Below are 20,775 nucleotides of genomic sequence, written 5' to 3'. Positions count from 1 at the left end.
ACCCCCGAGTGGCCCTCAGCCGCAGCAAGACAACCCGTTCGGTTCCCCGGAACCGACCCAGGTGGTGCAGCCCGGCCAGCCGCCGGCCCAGCCCGACTACGGGCAACCGCAGTACGGGCAGCAGCCCTCCTATGAGCAGCCCCAGGGTGGCGGGTTCGGCGACACGCCGGAGCCCACGCAGGTCGTGCAGCCGGTCCAGCCGGGTGCCGGTGACGCGAACGCGACCCAGGTCGTGCAGCCGGTGAGCCCTGGCGGGGATACGCCCCCCGGCGAGTCCACCCAGCTCGTGCCGCCGGGTTCGCAGCCGCCCGCCATCCCGTACGCCCCGCCGCCGAGCGCGGCCGACAACCCGGCCGCCGGTGCCTACGGCGCGCAGGGCGGCGGTTACGGCCAGCCGCAGGGCTTCGGCGGGCCCCCGCAGGGCGGGTTCGACCCGTCGCAGGGTCAGCAGCAGCCTGGTTTCGGCCAGCCGCAGCAGGGCTTCGGCGGACCGCCCCAGGGCGGTTTCGGCCAGCAGCCCGGCTTCGGCGGACCGCCGCAGGGCTACAGCCCCGCTCCCACCGGTGGTGGCGGTGGGAACCCGATGTTCGGGTTCATCGCCGGCGGCGTCGTGGCGCTGCTCGGCCTGATCGCCTTGATCGTGTCGTTCGTCTACTTCGGTGACGCCAGCGACTACTCGAAGATCTTCGACAGTGCTCCGAACCAGGAGCAGATCGACAAGTTCCTCGACGAGGCAGGTGTGGCCGGTCCGGGCGCCACCTGGTTCTACGTGATCATGCTTCTGGTCGGATCGCTCGTTTCGATCGCCGGTGGTGTCGGTCTCGCTCTCGCGGGCAAGCTCCCGGGCACGGTGAAGAAGATCGCGCCGATCGTCGTCGCGGCCGGTGGCGCGCTGCTGGTGCTGTTCGGTGTGCTCCTGCTCAGCGGTTCGACCCCGTCGTCGGACTTCCTGGACAAGCTGCCGGCTGCCGCCAGGGAAGGCGCCGGTATCGGCGGTGGCCTGCTGCACCTGCTCCTCGGCATCGTGATCCTGATCGTCGGTGTGCTGGGCCTGATCCCGGCGACCGCGCAGTTCGTCGGCCTCGGTGGCGGCGGTTCGGTGCTCGGTGCCCCGCAGGGCGGCCAGCCCGGTGGTTTCGGCGGCCCGCCGCAGGGTGGTTTCGGCCAGCCGGGGCAGCCCGGTCCGTACGGTCAGCCGCAGCCGGGTGCCTACGGCCAGCCCGGTCAGCCCGGCCCGCCCTCGGGTGGTTTCCCGCAGCAGGGTCAGCCCGGCGGTTTCGGGCAGCAGCCCGGTCAGCCCGGCCCGCCCAGCGGTGGTTTCGCCCAGCCGGGTCAGCCCCCGCAGGGCGGCTTCGGTCAGCCGCCGCAGCAGTACGGTGGTTTCGGGCAGCAGCCCGGTCAGCCCGGCCCGCCCAGTGGCGGTTTCGGTCAGCCGGGGCAGCAGCCCGGTCAGCCGCCGCAGCAGTGGTGACTCGACACCACTGAACGGTTTCGCGCAGAACGCCCCCGGCCCGTCGGCCGGGGGCGTTCTGTTTTCGCCGAGGTCTTCCGATTCGCCTGCCGCGGCCAAGGCCGCGGGGCTAGGGTGAGCGCCGTTAACCCACACCTGCCGATGGGGGCGACGTGACCGGTCCGTACGGCTATCCCGCACAGTCCGGATTCGGATATCACGCCCCGCAGGTCCGGCCGACCGGCGCGACGGCGATCATCGCGGCCTTGTCCGGACTGATCGCCGCGGGTGCCGCCGGGTTCATCCCGGTCTACTTCTTCCTCGAACTGCCGTCCGGGTTCAGCATCGGCGATCTGCCCGGTCTCGTGCTCACCGCGCTGGGGCTGTACCTGCTGGCCGCGCTGTTGCTGTTGATCGGCGCGCTGTCGGCGTTCTTCCGCTCCGTCGCCGGCGCGGTACTGCTGGTGCTCGGCTCGCTGATGGTGATCGCCGCTGTCCTGATGGAACCGTTGGCGTTCAACGGTTCCTACGGTCTGTACTTCCGCATGCAGTTCGAGTTCGAGACTTTCGTGGCCATCGTCCGGGTGGTGATGTTCGCGGTCGTCCCGTTCACGCTGATCTTCGCGATCATCCCGCCGACACTGAAGTACCTGCGCTGGCGGCCCGCACCGGCCCAGCCTTACCGGCCGCAGAGCCAGCTTCCCGGCTGGTAGCGGGCAGACAGGATCAGGCAAGAATTTCGACAGGGGGAGAAGTGACTTTTCAGCAGTACCCGCCGCAGGGCGGATATCCGCAAGCCGGTGCCTACCCGCCGCCGGGAGCGGTGCGGCAGCCGAGCGGTGCCACCGGGATCATGGCCGGGATCTTCGCGATTCTCGGCGGGCTCTGGTTCCTCGCCGGGGTCGCCTTCCACGTCATCGAGCTCTCGCACTACGTCATCTCGTTCCTCGTCGTCGGCGCCGCGCTAGACCTCCTCACCGCGGCCCTGCTGTTGAGCGGCGGGATCCTGCTGCTCCTGCGCAAGGGCGCCGGGCGGGTACTCACCGTGATCGGCGCCGGGGTCACGCTCGGATGCGTGGCCCTGGTCTTCGTGTTCCGGGCGACAGGCTCGTTCTTCCTCTTCTCCTACAGCGGGGTGACCCTGCGTTTCGGCTTCGGCTGGCTCCTCATCGTGGTCTTGATCCCGGCGATCGCGACCTTCGTGCTGGCGCTGATCCCGCCGACGGCGCGCTGGATCGCGGCCAAGAAGCCGCCCGCGACGGCCATGCCGCCGCAGAACTTCGGATATCCGCCCCCGCAGCCCGGGTATCCACCGGCCGGACCTCCGCCCGTCCCCGGTCCGCAGCAGGGCCCACCACCCGGACAGTGGTGAGTTCGATCCCAGACGATGGGATCTCGAGGTAGTGGTCGTACCCTTGGGGGTATGGCCGATGACTACTCTCTGCTGGGCTTCGAAACGCGCGCGATCCACGCCGGGCAGACCCCTGATCCCCGGACCGGCGCGGTCATCGTGCCGATCTATCAGACCTCGACTTACGCGCAGGACGGCGTCGGCGGAACGCGCGAAGGCGACTACGAGTACTCCCGCACCGCCAACCCCACGCGCACCGCGCTGGAGGTCGCGCTCGCGGCACTCGAAGGCGCCCGGCACGGCCTCGCCTACGCGTCGGGGATGGCGGCCAGCGACGTCCTGCTGCGGGCGACCCTGCGGCCCGGTGACCACCTGGTGCTCGGCAACGACGCGTACGGCGGCACGTTCCGGCTGATCGACAAGGTGCTCAGCCTGTGGGGCGTCGAGCACACGGTCGCCGACCTGGGGAACATCGCCGAGGTCCGCGCGGCGATCCGGCCGGAGACGAAGCTGATCTGGTGCGAGTCGCCGACGAACCCGATGCTGGGGATCGCCGATATCGCCGCGCTGGCCGAGGTCGCGCACGGTGCCGGTGCCCGCCTGGTCGTCGACAACACCTTCGCCACCCCGTACCTGCAGAACCCGCTTTCGCTGGGTGCCGACGTCGTCCTGCACTCGACGACCAAGTACCTCGGCGGGCACTCCGACGTCGTCGGCGGCGCGATCCTGACGAACGAGGACGAACTGCGCGAGCAGCTGTTCTACCTGCGCAACGCGGCAGGCGCGGTGCCCGGCCCGTTCGACGCGTGGCTGACCCTGCGCGGGATCAAGACGCTCGCGCTGCGGATGGAGCGGCACAGCGACAACGCCGAACTGATCGCCCGGATGCTGCTGAAGCACCCGAAGGTCGATCGCGTCTACTACCCGGGCCTGCCGGAGCACCCCGGCCACGAGGTCGCTTCGAAACAGATGCGGCGCTTCGGCGGGATGATCTCGTTCACCCACGTCGACGGCGAGCAGGCCGCGCTCGAGGTCGCGTCGAAGACGAAGCTGTTCATCCTCGCCGAGTCGCTGGGCGGGATCGAATCGCTCATCGAGCACCCGGGCCGGATGACCCACGCGAGCACCGCCGGGTCGACCCTGGAGGTGCCGGACAACCTGCTGCGCCTGTCCGTCGGTATCGAGGACGGCAGCGACCTGGTCAACGATCTGGCCAAGGCCCTGGGCTGACCGCCGCCGAGCCCAGGGCGGGAGCAAGGGACCTTTGCTATCGTTAGCGTACCCATGCTAACTAAATGACAGCAAAGGTCCCTTGCTCTCTTTGCGCTGGTCAGCGCGACGTGCGGGGAGGGTGCCCGGTTACGGGCGGAAGTTGCTGGGTGTGAGGCCGCTCTTCGCGTCTGCTTCGTGCGAAGTGCCCTGAGGGGCGGCAGGCAGTTCGGAGCCGTCGACGCAGCCGCCGACGAGTTCGATGTGGTTGTCGTGCCGGATGTACTGGCCCGGGTCCACGCAGCCCGCGCGGTCGACCGTGTAGACGGCGGCGCCGGTCAGCAGGGCGGCCGAGGTGAGGGCCAGCACGACCGGGAGCATCCCGGCGGAGCGGGTCGCCCGGACCCTGCCGATGTTCCCCCGTGTCATATGTGCTCCCTGGTTGCCTTCGCCGCCATCGTCAAGAGTACCCGGACCGTGACCTTGCCAGGCGACGTATCCGCCAGGTGGCATGATCCGGACGCCCAGCGGTCCTGGAACACCCGTCGAATCGCTGGTCCTAAGTGGACTGTTGGCCGGTGATGGCGGCGACCGCGAGTTCGCGTTCGGGCTCGCCGATCTCGGGCAGGGTGAACCGCGACGCCCGGATGTGGGTGAGCAGATCGGGATCGGGCGCCACGTCGTGCTCGCGCAGGTAGTAGGCGACCGCGCCCGGCCAGTACCAGCGGCCGTCCGTGCGGAAGTTCAACGGCACCAACGGTTCCCTGTCGGGCTCGAACGCGTCGGCGTCGTAGCTCCGCGACGCCAGCACGACCGGCGCGCCGTCGAGGTACTCCAGCACGCGGTCCCGCTCGGCGGGAGACAGCGGCTCGCGGTTCACCACCGGACGGCCCGACTCGTCGAGAGCGTCGTAGACGCGTGGTGAGCGCAGGTCTTCGGCCGCTTCGGCGGGAGGCGTGGCCACCGGAGCGGGGTCCATGCCTGCCCGCTGCCGCAGCCAGGGCGGGATGTTCTGCTCGGCCCGCGGGAAGAACCGGAGTTCGTCCTGGAACCCGATCGGCGGCGGCGCCTGCCGCCACGGCGGCTCGACGTCGGCGAGGAAATCGGTGCTGAGTACCGCCGTCGAGCCGTAGACCAGGATCGCGCTCAGCCAGGTACCCCGGCCGGGCTGGTACATCCCCGCACGCAGGTTCCCGAGCAGCTGCACCGCTTCCGGGCTCGGCTGGACCGGGCGCGGCAGACCGTCCTGACCGGTGACGAGCAGATCGATCTCGACATGCCTGCCGGCCGCCCGGTACTCGACGCGCATCTGCTGCCAGCCGGGCGGCAGCGGCGTCGCGAGGGCATGGCCGATCTGCCAGACGAGCTGCTGTTGCTGCTGCTGGTTCAACGGCACCGGTGGCTGGGTCATCGTCTTCCTCAGTCGGTCTTGGCGCCGGAGGCGGCCAATCCACGCTTGAACCACTCAGGCATGTGCGCCTCGCCGCGGGGGAAGCGTTCCTGTTCCAGGGCGAATTCGTCCGGTGCGGGGTACGGCTGGAAGTCGGGTTCGTTCTGCCAGTTGTACTGCACACGGAACCGTGACGGGGGTTCGATGACGAGCCTGGTCGAGAACCAGGTGCCTTCGCCTTCTTGGTACATGCCGCCGCGCAGCCGCTGGAACATGCGCCACGTCTCGACGGACGGTTCCCACACCTGGTAGGTGCCGTTCGGGTCGAGCACGCCGACCGCGACGTCGATGTTCTTGCCGACCACCCGATAGTCCAGCACCACCTCACGCCAGCCCGGCGGCAAGGCACCGACCACCGACAAGGTGATCTCGCCCAGGAGCTCGTTCTGCGCGATGGGGTCGAGCTGAGGCCATTGAGCCATCCGGTAAATCCTCCTCGTGGTCACCGCCGATGTAGCGATGACCCATCATGGCACGGGTGCCGGTTCAGGCCGGTGCTTCCCGCTCGTGCTCCAGCTGTACGCCTTCGCCGAGCAGGTCCCGTAGCCAGGGCGGGATGTGCTTTTCGCTGCGGGGGAAAGCTTCCAGGTCGCGGGCGAAGGTCGTCGGATGCAGGGGAGGCCACCATTTCGGGTCCTCGTCGAAGTTGTACGAGAACTCCGGAGCCGACCCGGCGTGCAGGGTCAGCGTCGCCGAAAACCACGTTCCACGATCGGGTTCGTACATCCGGGTCCGCAGTTCGCGGAAGCCGCCTCGCACTTCGGCGGGCAGGTCGATATCCCCGCTTCCACCGTCGGCCAGACGGATCTCGGTGGCGTAGTCGTAGGCCAGCACGGTCGCGGACACCGTGAGGCTGATCCGCGACCAGCCGCCCGGAGCGGCCTTCGCCAAGGCCGACGTGATGTCGGCGGTGAGTTCGTCCGTCATGTGGTCGTCGTCCTGTTGTTCCCCGCGTACCGTGTCCGCGGACCGTAGTTCACCTGGGAAGGATCATTCGGGAAGTCCCGTTGCCTGGTCACCCGGGACACCTCGATCGGTTTGCCGTCGGGCCCGGGGACGATGTCGCCGCTCCCGTCGACCTTGTACACGACTTCCTGCCAGCGCATCGTCACGTTCTCCGGAACGCCGTTGCTGTCGCCTTCCATCCGGACCTGGTAGTTCTCGATCTCCTGGCCAGGCCCGCCGGCGAACTTGCCGAGCTCGACCTCCTGAGCCCGCCAGGAGGCGTCGTAGATCCAGCCGTCCTTGTAGTTACCGCTGTTGGAGCCTGCCATCTGGGGATGCATGTTGATGTACTCGCCGGGGCCGCCCATCTCGTTCGCCGCGAGGTGACCGCCCGCCCAACGGACCGGTTTGTGTTCGGCTCCGTAGTCGGGGTGGCTCCTGAAGGCCTTCTTGCCTTCGGCGTTGGACCGGTCCTGCGAGGCCTGGTCTCGGAAGTCTTCGTTCTGTCCCCGGAAGGCCGGGTCGCCGGTCATGGCCGTCGGTTTCCCGTTGGCACCGACCTCGAAGGTCCAAGCCTTTTCCGGATCGTTGAAGTTGGGGATCCGGTATTGCGTGTTGGGCTGCAACGGGTAACGCAGATCGGGGTTGTGGAACGGCTCCTTGGTGCCGGCGGTCGCTTCGATATGCGTCACCCTGCCGTCGGCGTCGGTGAAGAACCGGCTGCTGGCGCCGTTCTTGTACTCCACCCTGTACTCGGCGTCGGGCGCCAGAGGCCTTTCCCCGCGAATGGCCTGCGGGACCCCTTCGGAGTCCAGCTTGGTGTTCTTGACGCGCGGTTCCACATCGTCGATGACGCGAGGCGAGTCGATCGGATCGTGCCCGTCCGGCCGATTCCGCTGCCCGGTGAACTCCGAGTCGTCCCGGCGGTTCCAGTCGGCGAACCGCTCGTTGAACTCCGGCGAGTCCGGGCGGATCGTCCGGGGCTTGGGAACGTCGTCGTACGGCGGATGACCGGCGTCGTCGCCGTCGCCGCGGCTCTGGGCGCTGTCGGCGTCCACGTCCTGCTTGTCCGTGTGCGACGTGTCCGGGGTGAAGCCGTCGTCGCTCGCCCGGCGGGCGGTGCCGTCGGGGCTGTGGACGTCCCATTCGCCGTTCGGCGGGATCCGGGGCCGGGTGCGGCCGTCGGGACCGACCTCGTAGTCGGACGAGAAGACGCGCCCGTTCGAGTCGGTCCACGCCGGCTTGCTCGGCGCCATGACCTCGGTGTCGAGTTCCCGTGACAGACGGCGTGCGAAGTCGTTCGAGCCCGCGTCGCAGCCGATCAGCCGGATCGGGCGGCCGTCGTAGTCCCCGTTGCGGCGCAGGATGTCCGCGAACTCCTCCGGGGTGTAGGTGCGGTTGCCGATGCGGGCGTGCCCGTCCGGGGTGACGTGCACATCGACCGTGTAGCGGCCGTCCGGATCCGGCTGGACCCGGTGCGGCAGGTCGCCCATGTCCGAGTCGCCGCGGTGGTACGAGCTGCCCGCCGGGGTGCCCTCGGAGTGCCGCTGGTTGACCTCGTCCGGCGTCAGCGGACGATCCGGCTCACCGTCGGGGCCGCGTTCGTGCGGTGAACCGTCGGGGTGACCGTTCGGGTCCTGACGCGGACCGTGCCCGCCGGGGCCGTGCCCGTCCGGCGAATGCGGCGGCCCGGAGTGGCCACCGGGGCCGCGACCGCCCGGTCCGGTGTTGCCTGGACCGGTGTTGCCGGGCCGGTTACCGGGGCCGTGCGTGCCCGGCGTGCCGGTGTGCGGCTGGGCGCCGGGGCCGAAGTCGTTGCCGCGAGCGGCGGGCTGCGGCTGATGCGGCTGGTTCGGCCTGCCGCCGGGGCCGGTCTGGCCCGGACCGCGGCTGGGGCCGGTGTGAGTGTCGGGAGCGCGCGGACCGTGTGTGTCCGGGGTGCGCGGCGAACCGGGCGTGCCCGTCCAGCCGCCGCCCTGCGGCCTGCCGCCGGGCGAACCCGGGTTACCGCCGGGCGTGCCACCCGGAGCGCCTTGCGGCGGCATGCCGCCTGCGACGGGCTGACCCTGCGGCGGGACACCGGGCGAGCCGTCGCCACCGGTACCGCCGCGCTGCGCCGGAACGTGTGACGGGCCCGCGTCGACACGAGGTGCCGTGGGCGCGGTACCGCTGGTCGTCGTGCCACTGTCGGTCGGCCGGGTGGGATTGCCGCCGTCGTTGCCGGTGTGGTGGCCGGGCGACGGGTCGGACCGCGGCGTGGACGAACCGCCGCCGTCGCCGCCGTGCGTCCGGGGCGTGCCGCCGCCGTCGCCAGTGTGGTTGGGCGAACCGCCGGAATCCGTTCGCGTGTGCGGGGCGGGAGAGCCGCTGTCGGGTGTGTGGCTCGGGGTGCCGCCGGTGTCGGCTCGCGTGTGGGGTGCTGGGGAACCGGCGTCGGGTGCGTGGCTCGGCGAACCGCCGCTGTCCGTACGGGTGTGGGGTGCCGGGGAACCGCCATCCGGTGCGTGGCTTGGGGAGCCGCCGCTGTCGGCCCGCGTGTGCGGCGCTGGAGCGGGAGAGCCCCCGTCGGGCGTATGGCTGGGCGAACCGCCGGTGTCCGCGCGGTTCGGGCTCGACGAGCCGCCATCGGGCGTGCGGTTCGGGGTGCCGGAATCGCCGGGAGAACCACCGTCGGACCGGGTGTGCGGGGCCGACGTGTCGGAGCGGGCGGCGCTGGGGGACCCGCCACCGCCGTCCGGCGCGTTGCCGAGGTTTCCGTCCGAAGTGGACGGTCCGTCGCCGTCGCCCGCACGACCGGGAGATCCGCCGTCCGAACGAGAAGGCGAGCCGCCACTGTCTCTTGTGGACGGTGAGCCGCCGTCGCCGCCGCGGGTGGCGCTCGACGGGGAGTCACCGCCGGAATCGCCTTGGCGCGATCCCCCGGAGTCACCGTCGGGGCCGTTCGAGCCGGAGTCGCCGGAGCTGTCACCGGAACGGCCGGAGCCACCCGACTCGCCGTCGGAGCCGTTCGAGCCGTTGGATCCGTCGCCCGAACCGTTCGAACCGTCGCCGGATCCGCTGCCGGAGCCGTCACCGTCCGGGCCGTCCCCGGAACCGGATCCGGTTCCGCCACCGTCGGGCCCGCCGGACCCACCGCGGCCGCCGCGCTGGACGAAACCGCCCGGCTTGATGTTCCTGGTGTTGATCACGTCCAGGCCGGTGACCTTGCCCGCGATCTTGCCGAAGATCTTGATGATCTTCTCGAAGACGTCGGCCAGCTTGCCCAGCAGCGGCGAGACACGCCGCATCGCGTCGCAGAGTTCCTTGAGCTTGTCGGCGATCCTCGCGGCCCACTCGGCGATCGCGGTGACGGCCTGCGCGACCACCACGGGCGTGCCGAAGCCGAGGGAGAACACCGTCTCCATGACCCAGGAGATGAGCTTGCCGACCGCGTCCGCGATCAGCTGGCGGATGAATTCGCGGACGAACGAGACGATCTCGCCGAAGATCATCACCACGGTGCTGATCGCGCCGGCGACCGTGGCCGCCCCGCTGATCGCTTCCGCCTGCTCCGCGGCCTGCTTGCGGTACTGGTCGGCCGCGTCACCGGACCAGCCGGTGGTGCCGTTCTTGACCGCGTTCGAGAACTCGACCTGGGTGTCTTCCAGTTTCTTGGCGACGTTGCCCCAGGTCTCGGAGTACGACTGGATGACCGGCGGGTCGCCCGCGACGGCGTCCAGCATGTCCTTCAGCGGCTGCATGTGTTCCATCAGGAACGACGCCACCGACGACATCAGGTAGCCGAACGGGTCGATCGCGGCGCTGGCGATCTCACCCGCGAGGCTCAGTACGCCGAGTCCGCCGCCGATCCAGTCGCCGTTCGAGATGCCGTTGAAGGCGTCCATGGCCGACTCGGCGACGCCGATGCCCGCCCCGTAGCCGTAATCGCTGTTCCCGGCCGTCAGCGGTCCCGGGCCGTCGCCATCCGTCGGCGCTTTCGCGACGAGCGGGTTTCCCTCGGGCATCAGTCAGGCACCTGCGCCTTCTTGAACTCGGCGGCGAAGTTCTCGTCCTGCGTCCGGTAGGCGTTGGACGCCGAACGCACGTTGTTCGCCACCGCCGTCGCGGCTTCGACGGCCTTGTTCAGCGCGTTGATGCCGAACTCCTCGACCGGGTCGAGCATCATCCGGAACGGCTGGCAGATGATGCCGTACGCGTCGGTCGGCATGCTCACCTGCTGCGCGGCGTCGACCGCACCGCGCAGCCCGTCGGCGATGCCGTCGATCTGCTTGGAGTGCGCGTCGAGGTCGGCACCGAGCTCGTAACCCTTGCCTGCCATGGTTTCTCCCCTCTACCAGGCCGGATGAACGTTCTAGGAAAGAATGTTGCCGCCGAAGTCGTCGTCATCGTCGTCCTGCGTGCGGCGGCGGCGCGGGATCGGCTTCGGCTGTGGAGGAGTGGTCTGGGGCGGAGTGGCCTGCGGAGGCTCTTCGTCGTCCGGGCCGAAGCGGTGGTGCCGCTCGGGCTCCGGCGGGGCGAGGTCCTCCTCGGGAGGCGCCTCCGGGAAGGTGCTCTGCGCTTCCGTGATCACCCGGTTCGCCGTCTCGTCGGTCGTGCCGACGGTCTCGGCCATCGCCTGCTGCAGCAGCTCGGGGATCCGTGACTGCGCGAGCTGCACAAGCCGCATGACCTGCGCCGAGACCTCGGCCATCCGCTTGCCGCTCACGGCCTCGGAGATGACCAGGTTCTTGAGCAGGCCCTTCGAATCGACCGTCACTTCGATGGTGTTGTCCTTCGACCGCTCTGTCACGGTCTGCCCCTGCATGCGGGCGGCCATCGCCTGATAGCGCGCGGCGGTCTCCTGGATCTGCTTCGTCCAGTTGTCCACCATGCGTTCGCTGGCGTCGACGTTGTCCGGCATCGGGACCCTTCCACAAGCTGCATGCTGACGTCTTCACACTGACGGTCCGGAGGTGCCTCCGGTTCCGGTGTGTTCGAAGTTTAGTTCCCGTCCGGTGTACCACCCCGGACCGACAAAGTCGGCCCCATCACGCAGCGAAAGGGCCCCTCACCGCACGAAGTGCGATGAAGAGCCCTTTCACGCCCTGCGAACTGCCGGGGTCAGAGGTCAGCGCGGCGCCGCGCTGACGAACGCCTCGCGGTCAGAGATTGCCGCGACGCTCCTGCTCACGCTCGATGGCCTGGAACAGGGCCTTGAAGTTGCCCTTGCCGAAGCCGAGCGAACCGTGCCGCTCGATGAGCTCGTAGAACACCGTCGGGCGGTCGCCGATCGGCTTGGTGAAGATCTGCAGCAGGTAGCCGTCCTCGTCGCGGTCGACCAGGATGCGGTGCTCCTTGAGCTTCTCGATCGGCACCCGGACCTCGCCGATCCGCGCGCGCAGCGCCGGGTCGTCGTAGTAGGAGTCCGGGGTGTCGAGGAACTCGACGCCCGCCGCGCGCATCGCCTTCACCGTCGCGACGATGTCGTTGGTGGCCAGCGCGATGTGCTGGCAGCCCGCGCCGCCGTAGAACTCGAGGTACTCGTCGATCTGCGACTTCTTCTTCGCGATCGCCGGCTCGTTGAGCGGGAACTTGACGCGGTGGTTGCCGTTGGAGACCACCTTGCTCATCAGTGCCGAGTACTCGGTCGCGATGTCGTCGCCGACGAACTCCGCCATGTTCACGAAGCCCATGACGCGGTGGTACCAGTCGACCCAGTAGTCCATCTTGCCGAGTTCGACGTTGCCTACGCAGTGGTCGACGGCCTGGAACAGCCGCTTCGGCGCGCCCTCGGGACGGACGATCTTGCTCTCGCGCGGCTCGTAGCCGGGCAGGTAGACGCCCTTGTACTTCGACCGGTCGACCAGCGTGTGGCGGGTCTCGCCGTAGGTCGCGATCGCCGCGACGCGCACGGTGCCGTGCTCGTCGGAGACGTCGTGCGGCTCCTCGAGGACGGTGGCGCCCTGCGAGCGGGCGTGGTCGATGCACCGGTCGACGTCGGCGACCTCGAGCGCGAGGTCGATGACGCCGTCGCCGTGGCGGCGGTGGTGGTCGAGCAGCGAGGAGTCGGGCTTGACGCCGCCGGTGATCACGAAGCGCGCCGAGCCGGACTTCAGCACGAAGGACTTGCGCTCGAAGTTCCCGGTTTCGGGGCCGGAGTACGCGACGAGCTGCATGCCGAACGCGACCTGGTAGAACCACGCGGTCTGCGTGGCGTTGCCCGCGATGAACACCACCGCGTCCATCGACTTCACCGGGAAGGGGTCGGTCGAAGAGTCGTGGTCGACGAGGCCGACGAGCTGACGCAGCTGGTCGTAGCTCACGTCGTCAAGAGCACCCTGGGGTTCCACTGTGTGCGTCATGCCCTGAAGCATCCGAGGGCGTGACAAAATGTGCAATGGTCAAAGATTTCGCTGCGCACTATGCCCAGTCCAGCGGCAGGTGGCGCAGTCATAGTGGACAACCTGCGCAGGAGGTAGGCACGATGTCGGAAGTACTCGACGAGCTGGACGCGCGGCTGCTGCTGTTGCTCACCGACTCACCCCGGCTCGGCGTGCTCGAATGCGCTCGCCGTCTCGAGGTCGCGCGGGGCACCGTGCAGGCCCGGCTGGACCGGCTGACCGAACGCGGGATCCTCGGCGGTTTCCCGCCCGAACTCGACCTCGCGGCGATGGGATACGGCCTGACCGCGTTCGCGGTCCTGGAGATCGCGCAGGGCCGCCGGGCCGAGGTCGCGGAGGCGCTGTCCGCGATCGACGAGGTGTGCGAGGTCTACGCGACGACAGGTCAGGGCGACCTCTTCGTGCGCATGGTGGCGCGCAACAACGACGACCTGCAGCGGGTGGTCGACGAGGTGGTCGGCGCGCCGTACGTGCGGCGGACGTCGACGTCGATCGCGTTGTCGACGCCGGTTCCGCCGCGCGTACGGCCGCTGCTGGAACGGCTGGCGCGAAGCTAGCTGACCTGGGCCAGATACCGCTTCGCCGACCGCTGGACGGCCTCGTGCCCGTCGGTGCGGATGATCGCGTCCCACCAGGCGCCGTAGATCGCCTCGAACTCGTACGGTTCGAGCATCTCGGCCGCGCGGCGGACGATCTCCGGGCGCTCCGGGATCAGGTTCGGGTAGCTGTACATCATGCCGACGAAGCGCCTGTCCGGGACGACCTGCAGGATGTCGCCCGAGAGCACCGCGCCGCGGCCGTTTTCACCGCCCGGCCAGTGCAGCACCGTCCCGCCGGTGAAATGCACGCCGAGGTTGATCAGCCGCAGGTCGGGGGCGACGTCGAGGGTCGCGCCGCTCCACAGCTTGATCGCCGGGTCCGGCCTGCCGATCCACTGCTGGTCGCCTTCGTGCAGGTAGATGGGCGCGTCGAAGGCGTGGGCCCATTCGACCATGGTGGTGTAGTAGTGCGGGTGGCTGATCGCGATGCCGGTGATCCCGCCGAGCTCGCGGACTTGGGCGACCAGGTCGTCGTCGATGAAGCCCGCGCAGTCCCACAGGAAGTTGCCGGATTCGGCCTTGACCAGCAGTGCCCGCTCGCCGATGGCGAAGTTGGGGGTGGACCCGACGCCGACGAGGCCGGGCCCCTGCTCCTCGATGCGCGCCGCGTACGTCCCGCTCGCCCGAATGGTGTTCAGATCGGTCCACTGCTGTCCGGCTCGCGGGACGTACTGACGTTCGTCCTCGCAGACCGGGCAGTCGGACCGGGATTCCGCGTACTGCATGCCGCAGGCGACGCAGATCGGTAGTTCGCTCATCGTTTCCCTCCAGATTTCTCCGGAGGGTCACGCTAACGGCTCATATGCGCGCCCGGCCATATCGGGCTATCGGGCCGGGCGCGCGGAGGCTCACTTGTCGGTGTACGGCACGGCCTTGACGAGCGTCACCTTCTGGATGCTGCCGTTGGGCAGCTCGTACTCACGGGTTTCGCCCTCTTTGGCGCCGAGCAGCGCCTTGCCGAGCGGGGACTCCGGCGAGTAGACGTCCAGGCCGCCCTCGGTGCCCTCTTCGCGGGTCGCCAAGAGGAAGTTCTCGTTCTCGTCGTCACCGTCGTAACGCACGGTGAGGACCTTGCCCGGTCCCGCGCTGCCGTCGTTGGCGGGCGGCTCGCCCACCTTGGCCGAACGGAGGAGCTCTTGGAGGTGGCGGATGCGGGCTTCGTGCTGGCCCTGCTCTTCGCGGGCGGCGTGGTAGCCGCCGTTCTCCTTGAGGTCGCCCTCTTCCCGGCTATCGTTGATCTTCGCGGCGATGACCGGGCGGAGCTCGATGTAGTGGTCGAGTTCCTGCTTGAGCCTGTCGTAGGCATCCTGGGTCAGCCAGGTCACCTTTGTGTCGCTCACGGTCACCATCTCCTAGTAGGGCCTGCCAGGCTTGGGTGTACAAGCCGGCCACCAGGCCGGCATGGCGCGTCGGCCTGGCTGAGATAAAGGAAAAACACGGCCCGTCTTGGGCCGTGCCGGTAGATCAGAGTAACACGGCGCGAGGTATCGCCGCCGGAGGAATTCGGTCGCGCCTCGGCGTTGGGCGCCTGTTTCACCCCGTTGGCCGCTATGGCCTTGACAGGTACCGTGGTACGTCGTATGAGCATCCGAAGATATCAGCCGTGACCGGCTTTCCGATGCTCTTGATGGTGGTAGTCACCCTGCTGTTCTTCGAACCAGGCTGAATCAGGACCTCTTTGCGGCCGCTCTCCGCCCCTGCCTTGTCACGGACCCGGACGACGCACACGCCGGGACGGTTCACGTCGTTCCTGGTCACGTTGATGGTGATCTCCATCGCGTCGCCCGGCTTCTCGGCGAACGAGACGCGTTCGCCGTCGATGGGCGCGCTGCCGAAGTTCAGGAACATGGCGTACGCGATGCCGCCGCTGACCAGCAGCGCGATCACTCCGAACACCAGGCGTCGCCAGCGGGCCGGCTTCGCGGCGCGGGTCTTGCCGTACCGGCCCTCGGGCGGGTCCGTCCGGGTGCTTTCCGCGGTGGGAGCATCCTGTCCCGTGCTCAACCCGGGCCTCCCGGTTGGTGTCGTCGTGCTCGCAGGGACAATGGGGTCGTATGCGAGTGGTTCCCCTCGAGTATCCGCGCCCGGCCGGGCGGGCCGTCAGGCAGGGTCGCAGGGGAATAGAGAACGAGAAGGGGACGTTCGGAGCATGGTGCTAGCCAAGGAACCGCCGAAGTCACGCCTCCGCCTGATGGCGGTGCACGCGCACCCCGACGACGAGTCGAGCAAGGGCGCCGCCACCATGGCCAAGTACGCCGCCGAAGGGCACGACGTCATGGTCGTGACCTGTACCGGCGGCGAAGCGGGCAGCGTGCTGAACCCGGCCATGGACCGTCCCGAAGTACTGAGCAACATGACCGAGATCCGCCGGGAGGAGATGGCCCGCGCGGCCAAGATCCTCGGCGTGAGCCACGCCTGGCTCGGGTTCATCGATTCGGGGCTGCCCGAGGGCGACCCGCTGCCCCCGGTCCCGGAGGGCTCGTTCGCGGTCATCCCGCTCGAAGAGTCCACCGGTGCCCTGGTGAAGGTCATCCGCGAGTTCCGCCCGCACGTGATCGTCACCTACGACGAGAACGGCGGGTACCCGCACCCCGACCACATCCGCACGCACGAGATCTCTGTCGCGGCCTTCGACGCCGCGGGCGAGGCGGAGCGCTACCCGGAGGCGGGCGAGCCGTGGCAGCCGATGAAGCTGTACTACGTGCACGGGTTCTCGCGCGCCAGGATGACCGTGTTCCACGAGGGCCTGCTCGCGCGCGGCCTGGAGTCGCCGTACGAGGAGTGGCTCAAGTCGTGGGACCCGGAGAAGGCCGACGTCATGGACCGGGTGACCACCCGCGTCGAGTGCGGCGACTACTTCGAACAGCGTGACGAGGCCCTCAAGGCGCACGCCACCCAGATCGACCCGGACAGCCGCTGGTTCGCCGTCCCGCGCGATCTGCAGCGCGAGGTCTGGCCGACCGAGGAGTACGAGCTGGTCCGCTCACTGGTGGACAGCACCCTGCCGGAGGACGATCTGTTCGCCGGTTTGAAGGAGGGCTAAATGCACGCCGACGTAATTTTTCCCGCGGAGGCGCGATGATCACGGTCGTGGTGCCGGCGTTCGCCGTCGTCCCGGTGACGGCGGCGTCGCAGTTCCTGGCGCAGCAGCCGGGCAACGGCGACAACGGCGGCCAAGGCGAGGACTTCGGCAAGTCGTCGCCGGTGGGTTTCCTGATCCTGATCCTGTTCTTGGTCGCCGTCGCGCTGCTGGTGCGTTCGATGACCAAGCACCTGAAGCGGCTGCCGGAGAGTTTCGACGAGCCTGCCGCCGCTTCTTCGGAGGAGAAGGCCGCCTCTGCGGGGGACGCTCCCGCTGATGGTGCTTCGGGGGCTGACGCGGAGAAGCCGGCCGTGAAGACGGAGAAGCCGGCCGCCAAGTCCGACTGACGCTCGTAAGTACGTGAAGGCCCCCTTCATTGCGCTAGGCGCAATGAAGGGGGCCTTCACGTACTTGGGGAAGGTGTGAAGGTCGAGTTTCCTCGGCTCATCAGAGGCGCGGGTCGACCGGATCCGACTCCAGCGCCAGCACCGCGAACACGCACTCGTGCACCCGCCACAGCGGTTCCCCGCGCGCCAGCCGCTCCAGTGCCTCCAGCCCCAGCGCGTACTCGCGCAACGCCAGCGCCCGCTTCCGGTGCAGCCCGCGCTTGCGCAGCCGCGTGAGGTTCTCCGGCAGCGTGTAGTCCGGCCCGTAGATGATCCGCAGGTACTCCCGCCCGCGCACCTTCACTCCCGGCTGCGTCAGCCCGCGCGTGCCGCGCGTCAGGTTCGCCGCCGGTTTGACGACCATGCCCTCGCCGCCCGCGCCGGTCAGGTCCAGCCACCATTCGACGCCGCGTGCCACCGACGCCGGGTCGGTGGTGTCGACCGACAGGGTCCGCGTGCGGGTGAACAGGTCGCCGGTGAGCCGGTCCAGCAGCGAGAGATGCCACTCGTGCGGGCGGTCGTGGTACGCGCGTCCCTCCGACGCCAGGATCTGGAACGGCGCCAGCCGGACGCCGTCGAGTCCGTCGGTCGGCCAGCAGTAGCGCCGGTACGCCTGCCGGTACGCGTCCACAGTGGACTCACGGATGCGTGTCCGCGTCACGAGTTCCGACACGTCGATCCCGCGAGCGGCCGCCGCGTCCAGTGAAGCGACGGCGGCGGGCAGTACCGCCTGAGCCGCCGCGCCCACGGCCGCGTACTGGCCGGAGATCAGCGACCCCGCTTTCGCGCTCCACGGCAGCAACTCCGCGTCGAGCAGCAGCCAGCCCGTGTCCAGTTCCTCGAACAGCCCTGACGCGGCTTCCCGCACGCCGGCGAGCAGTTGGGCGTTCTGTTCCGGAGTGAAGAACGGCCGCCCGGTGCGGGTGTACACCGCGCCGGACCCCTGGATCCCGAACCGCGCGGGTGCCACGTCGTCGTCACGGCACACGAGCACGACGGCACGCGAACCCATGTGCTTCTCTTCGCACACCACGTGATCGACCCCCGCCGCGCGGAACTCTGCGAACGCCTCCTCGGGGTGTTCGAGGTAGTCGTCCAAGGCGGATGTCGAACACGGCGCCATGGTCGGCGGCAGGTACGGCAGCCAGCGCGGATCGACGGCGAAGCGGCTCATCACCTCGAGCGCGGCCGCCGACTGCTCGGCGGACACGCCGACCCGGCCGTGGTGGTGGGTCTCGACGATCCGCTTCCCGGTGACGTCGCCCAGCTCCAGCACCGCGGGCTCGCGTCCGCCCAACGGCCGCGCCGGTTCGAGTGGGCGCGCCGGTTCGTACCAGACCTTCTTCGCCTTCACCGAAACGACTTCTCGCTCCGGGTAACGCAAAGCGGTCAGCTTACCGCCGAAGACACAGCCCGTGTCGAGACACATGGTCCCGTTGATCCACTCCGGTTCCAGCGTCGGCGTGTGTCCATAGAGGACCATCGCGGTACCGCGGTAGTCGCGCGCCCAAGGCAGCCGCACCGGCAGGCCGTACTCGTCGGTCTCGCCGGTGGTGTCACCGTAGAGAGCGGTGCTCCGCACCCGGCCGGACGCGCGCCCGTGGAACTTCTCGGGCAGTCCGGCGTGCGCGACGACGAGCTTGCCGTCGTCGAGAACGTAGTGCGCGATGAGTCCTTCGCAGAAGGCGTGCGCCTTCGCGCGGAAGTCCTCGTCCTGTGCCGAAAGCTGCTCCAGCGACTCCGCGAGGCCGTGCGTCAGCTTGACGTTGCGCCCGTTCAGCGCGCGGACCAGCTTCTGTTCGTGGTTCCCGCAGACGACCAGCGCGCTGCCCGCCTCGGCCATCCCCATCACGCGGCGCAGCACGCCCGGCGTGTCGGGGCCGCGGTCGACGAGGTCGCCGACGAACACCGCGGTGCGCCCCTCGGGATGCACACCGTCGGCGTACCCCAGTTCGGTGAGCAGTTCCTCCAGCTCTTCGCGGCAGCCATGGACGTCGCCGATGACGTCGAACGGTCCGGTCAGCTCGCGGAGATCGTTGCGCAGCGGCTCGACGACGATCTCCGCTTCGGCGACCTCGGCTTCGCTTCGCAACACATGTACGCGGCGGAAACCTTCGCGCTCCAACGACTTCAGCGAGCGGTGCAGTTCGCCGCGCTGACGGCGGACGACGTGCTCGCCGAAGTCACGGTCCGGCCGGGACTCGTTGCGCTCGTGGCAGACCTTCACCGGCAGGTCCAGCACGATCGCCGTCGGCAGGACGTCGTACTCCTTCGCGAGCTTCAGCAGGCTCGCGCGGGAAGCGCGTTGGACGTTCGTCGCGTCGATCACCGTGATCCGGCCCGCTTCGAGCCGCTTCGCCGCGACGTAGTGGAGCACGTCGAAAGCGGCGGCCGAGGCGCTCTGGTCGTTCTCGTCGTCGGCGACCAGGCCGCGGAAGTAGTCGCTGGACAGGACCTGCGTCGGCGCGAAATGCGTCCGCGCGAAGGTCGACTTGCCGGAGCCGGAGGCCCCGACGAGCACGACGAGGGACATATCGGGAATGGTCAGTTTCATGCCACGGCCTCCTTTCGAGACGTGAAGACCGCCATTTGGGTCGGCGGTCCTGATTCCTGGGACTCCTGTCCCACTGGCAGGTGACGGACGTCGTAGCCGCGACGGGACGCGACGCCCTCGGCCCACGAACGGAACTGTTCGCGTGTCCATTCGAAACGGTGGTCGGCGTGCCGGAACCGGCCCTCTTCGAGGAATTCGAAGTGCCGGTTGTATTCGGCGTTCGGCGTCGTGACGAGCACGGTCCGCGGCGCGGCGACACCGAACACGGCGTGCTCCAGCGCGGGCAGGCGCTCCTCGTCGACGTGCTCGATCACCTCCATCAGCACGGCCGCGTCGTACCCGGCCAGCGACGGATCCGCGTAGGTCAGCGCGGACTGCCGCAGGGTGATCCGCGATTTGTCCTTGAGGCGCTTGTCGGCGATGTCGAGCGCGCTCGCGGACACGTCGACACCGACGATTTCCGTGAACGACGGCTCCTTCTGGAGCACGCGCAGCAGCGCGCCGGCACCGCAGCCGAGATCGAGCACGCGCCTCGCGCCCGCCGCCCGGAGCGCCGCGAGCACGCTCCCTTGGCGTTGCACGGCCAGCGGTTCGGGTCGGTCCGGCAGTTCGGTGACGCGGGCTTCGCTCTCGGCCGGGACGTCGTCCGCTTCGGCCAGCTGCGCGAGCGCGTACGACACGATCGGGCGACGCCGTTCGAGGTACCGGTTGGTGATCAGGTCCCGCTCCGGATGCTCGGCGAGCCAGCCCTCACCGACCCGCAGCAACTTGTCAGCTTCGTCCTGGCCGATCCAGTAGTGCTTGTCGCCGTCGAGAGCGGGCAGCAGGACGTAGAGGTGCCGCAACGCGTCGACGACGCGCTGGGTCCCGGTCAGCCGGAGATCGACGTAACGGGAATCGCCCCACTGCGGGAATTCGGGGTCGAGCGGGATCGTCTTCGCTTCGACCTGCCAGCCCAGGGGTTCGAACAGCTTGTGGACGACCTCGGCGCCGCCGCGCGCGGTCAACGACGGGACATGGATCTCCAGCGGGAACCGCTCGTCGACCAGCTCCGGCCGGTTCGCGCATCGGCCTGCCAGCGCCGTGGTGAAGGCCGCCCGCAGCGCCACCGCCAGATACGAACCCCCGGCGTACGGCCGGTCGTTGACGTACTGGGTCAACGACGTCCCGCCGCCGCGCACGAGGTCGACAGGGTCGATCTCGACCAGCAGCGCGACGGTGCAGCGTTCGTCGGCCGCCTCGGGGTAGAAGACGTGCGCCGTCCCGGCCGACAGCGTGAACGACTGCGCCTTCTCCGGATGTTTGTGCAGGAGAAAGCCCAGGTCGGTGGCGGGTGTCCGGGTGGTCGTCATGGTCAGCAACACCGGCT

At 69.2% G+C, this 20,775-nt stretch carries 20 protein-coding genes; 7 read left to right on the top strand and 13 right to left on the bottom strand.

Translation table 11 applies throughout. The features are described 5' to 3' along the window. The first annotated feature begins 61 nt into the window (after nucleotides 1-61). The 4 genes from ACZ6YV_RS08930 (at nucleotide 62) to ACZ6YV_RS08915 (ending at nucleotide 4,031) form a co-directional block, all read left to right on the top strand. Nucleotides 62-1,471 carry a hypothetical protein gene (locus tag ACZ6YV_RS08930; protein ID WP_465509075.1) on the top strand — a complete coding sequence of 470 codons (1,410 nt, stop codon included), beginning with the start codon at nucleotides 62-64 and terminating at the stop codon, nucleotides 1,469-1,471. A gap of 152 nt (nucleotides 1,472-1,623) precedes the next feature. Next, nucleotides 1,624-2,163, top strand: coding sequence for a hypothetical protein (locus ACZ6YV_RS08925; protein WP_465509074.1), 540 nt, complete (start codon nucleotides 1,624-1,626; stop codon nucleotides 2,161-2,163). Nucleotides 2,164-2,204: 41 nt separating this feature from the next. After that, a complete protein-coding gene (locus tag ACZ6YV_RS08920) occupies nucleotides 2,205-2,822 on the top strand; it encodes a hypothetical protein (protein ID WP_465509073.1) in 618 nt (205 codons plus the stop codon). 51 nt (nucleotides 2,823-2,873) lie between these two features. After that, nucleotides 2,874-4,031 carry a cystathionine gamma-synthase gene (locus ACZ6YV_RS08915; protein WP_465509072.1) on the top strand — a complete coding sequence of 386 codons (1,158 nt, stop codon included), beginning with the start codon at nucleotides 2,874-2,876 and terminating at the stop codon, nucleotides 4,029-4,031. Between the two features lie 129 nt (nucleotides 4,032-4,160). On the opposite strand, the gene ACZ6YV_RS08910 is transcribed toward ACZ6YV_RS08915, so the two are convergent. From ACZ6YV_RS08910 to hppD, 8 genes are all read right to left on the bottom strand, one after another. Continuing rightward, nucleotides 4,161-4,439: a hypothetical protein gene (locus ACZ6YV_RS08910; RefSeq protein WP_378239753.1), complete on the bottom strand. Its 279-nt coding sequence runs from the start codon at nucleotides 4,437-4,439 to the stop codon at nucleotides 4,161-4,163. Between the two features lie 130 nt (nucleotides 4,440-4,569). Further along, nucleotides 4,570-5,421: a ferredoxin gene (locus ACZ6YV_RS08905; protein WP_465509071.1), complete on the bottom strand. Its 852-nt coding sequence runs from the start codon at nucleotides 5,419-5,421 to the stop codon at nucleotides 4,570-4,572. 8 nt (nucleotides 5,422-5,429) lie between these two features. After that, nucleotides 5,430-5,882 (bottom strand): hypothetical protein, encoded by a 453-nt coding sequence (locus ACZ6YV_RS08900; RefSeq protein ID WP_465509070.1) that lies wholly within the window; start codon nucleotides 5,880-5,882, stop codon nucleotides 5,430-5,432. A 64-nt stretch (nucleotides 5,883-5,946) separates the two neighbouring features. Continuing rightward, complete coding sequence (locus tag ACZ6YV_RS08895) at nucleotides 5,947-6,387, bottom strand: hypothetical protein (RefSeq protein WP_465509069.1); 441 nt, start codon at nucleotides 6,385-6,387, stop codon at nucleotides 5,947-5,949. Then, entirely contained in the window at nucleotides 6,384-10,409 is a 4,026-nt protein-coding gene (locus ACZ6YV_RS08890) for a hypothetical protein (protein ID WP_465509068.1), read from the bottom strand. Before ACZ6YV_RS08890 ends, ACZ6YV_RS08895 begins: the two co-directional genes overlap by 4 nt. After that, entirely contained in the window at nucleotides 10,409-10,723 is a 315-nt protein-coding gene (locus ACZ6YV_RS08885) for a type VII secretion target (protein WP_378239759.1), read from the bottom strand. Before ACZ6YV_RS08885 ends, ACZ6YV_RS08890 begins: the two co-directional genes overlap by 1 nt. A 33-nt stretch (nucleotides 10,724-10,756) precedes the next feature. Continuing rightward, complete coding sequence (locus tag ACZ6YV_RS08880) at nucleotides 10,757-11,305, bottom strand: YbaB/EbfC family nucleoid-associated protein (protein ID WP_465509067.1); 549 nt, start codon at nucleotides 11,303-11,305, stop codon at nucleotides 10,757-10,759. A gap of 241 nt (nucleotides 11,306-11,546) precedes the next feature. After that, on the bottom strand, nucleotides 11,547-12,746 hold the full coding sequence (hppD, locus tag ACZ6YV_RS08875; protein ID WP_465509066.1) for a 4-hydroxyphenylpyruvate dioxygenase: 1,200 nt from the start codon (nucleotides 12,744-12,746) through the stop codon (nucleotides 11,547-11,549). A gap of 122 nt (nucleotides 12,747-12,868) precedes the next feature. Between hppD and ACZ6YV_RS08870 the strand changes: the two genes are divergently transcribed. After that, a complete protein-coding gene (locus ACZ6YV_RS08870) occupies nucleotides 12,869-13,342 on the top strand; it encodes an Lrp/AsnC family transcriptional regulator (RefSeq protein WP_465509065.1) in 474 nt (157 codons plus the stop codon). On the opposite strand, the gene ACZ6YV_RS08865 is transcribed toward ACZ6YV_RS08870, so the two are convergent. The 3 genes from ACZ6YV_RS08865 to ACZ6YV_RS08855 all read right to left on the bottom strand — a co-directional run bounded on the left by ACZ6YV_RS08865 (nucleotide 13,339) and on the right by ACZ6YV_RS08855 (nucleotide 15,388). Next, the gene (locus tag ACZ6YV_RS08865) at nucleotides 13,339-14,142 is read right to left on the bottom strand and encodes an MBL fold metallo-hydrolase (protein WP_465509064.1); all 804 of its coding nucleotides are present in this window, start codon (nucleotides 14,140-14,142) and stop codon (nucleotides 13,339-13,341) included. The genes ACZ6YV_RS08870 and ACZ6YV_RS08865 overlap by 4 nt on opposite strands. Before the next feature lie 90 nt (nucleotides 14,143-14,232). Further along, the gene (greA, locus tag ACZ6YV_RS08860; RefSeq protein WP_465509063.1) at nucleotides 14,233-14,733 is read right to left on the bottom strand and encodes a transcription elongation factor GreA; all 501 of its coding nucleotides are present in this window, start codon (nucleotides 14,731-14,733) and stop codon (nucleotides 14,233-14,235) included. Between the two features lie 199 nt (nucleotides 14,734-14,932). Continuing rightward, complete coding sequence (locus ACZ6YV_RS08855) at nucleotides 14,933-15,388, bottom strand: DUF4307 domain-containing protein (RefSeq protein WP_465509062.1); 456 nt, start codon at nucleotides 15,386-15,388, stop codon at nucleotides 14,933-14,935. A gap of 145 nt (nucleotides 15,389-15,533) precedes the next feature. Between ACZ6YV_RS08855 and mca the strand changes: the two genes are divergently transcribed. Together mca and ACZ6YV_RS08845 are read left to right on the top strand one after the other, a co-directional pair. After that, entirely contained in the window at nucleotides 15,534-16,427 is an 894-nt protein-coding gene (gene mca, locus ACZ6YV_RS08850) for a mycothiol conjugate amidase Mca (protein WP_465509061.1), read from the top strand. A gap of 38 nt (nucleotides 16,428-16,465) precedes the next feature. Next, a complete protein-coding gene (locus ACZ6YV_RS08845) occupies nucleotides 16,466-16,813 on the top strand; it encodes a hypothetical protein (protein WP_465509300.1) in 348 nt (115 codons plus the stop codon). Nucleotides 16,814-16,913: 100 nt separating this feature from the next. Here ACZ6YV_RS08845 and ACZ6YV_RS08840 read toward each other — a convergent pair whose 3' ends face one another. Together ACZ6YV_RS08840 and ACZ6YV_RS08835 are read right to left on the bottom strand one after the other, a co-directional pair. Beyond that, nucleotides 16,914-19,406: a polynucleotide kinase-phosphatase gene (locus tag ACZ6YV_RS08840; RefSeq protein WP_465509060.1), complete on the bottom strand. Its 2,493-nt coding sequence runs from the start codon at nucleotides 19,404-19,406 to the stop codon at nucleotides 16,914-16,916. Then, nucleotides 19,403-20,770 (bottom strand): 3' terminal RNA ribose 2'-O-methyltransferase Hen1, encoded by a 1,368-nt coding sequence (locus ACZ6YV_RS08835; protein ID WP_465509059.1) that lies wholly within the window; start codon nucleotides 20,768-20,770, stop codon nucleotides 19,403-19,405. Before ACZ6YV_RS08835 ends, ACZ6YV_RS08840 begins: the two co-directional genes overlap by 4 nt. Between the last annotated feature and the right edge of the window lie 5 nt (nucleotides 20,771-20,775).

Source organism: Amycolatopsis sp. NPDC102522, assembly GCF_055584485.1.
Note: the sequence above shows the minus strand (reverse complement) of the source record. Positions and strands in the feature narration are given on the sequence as shown.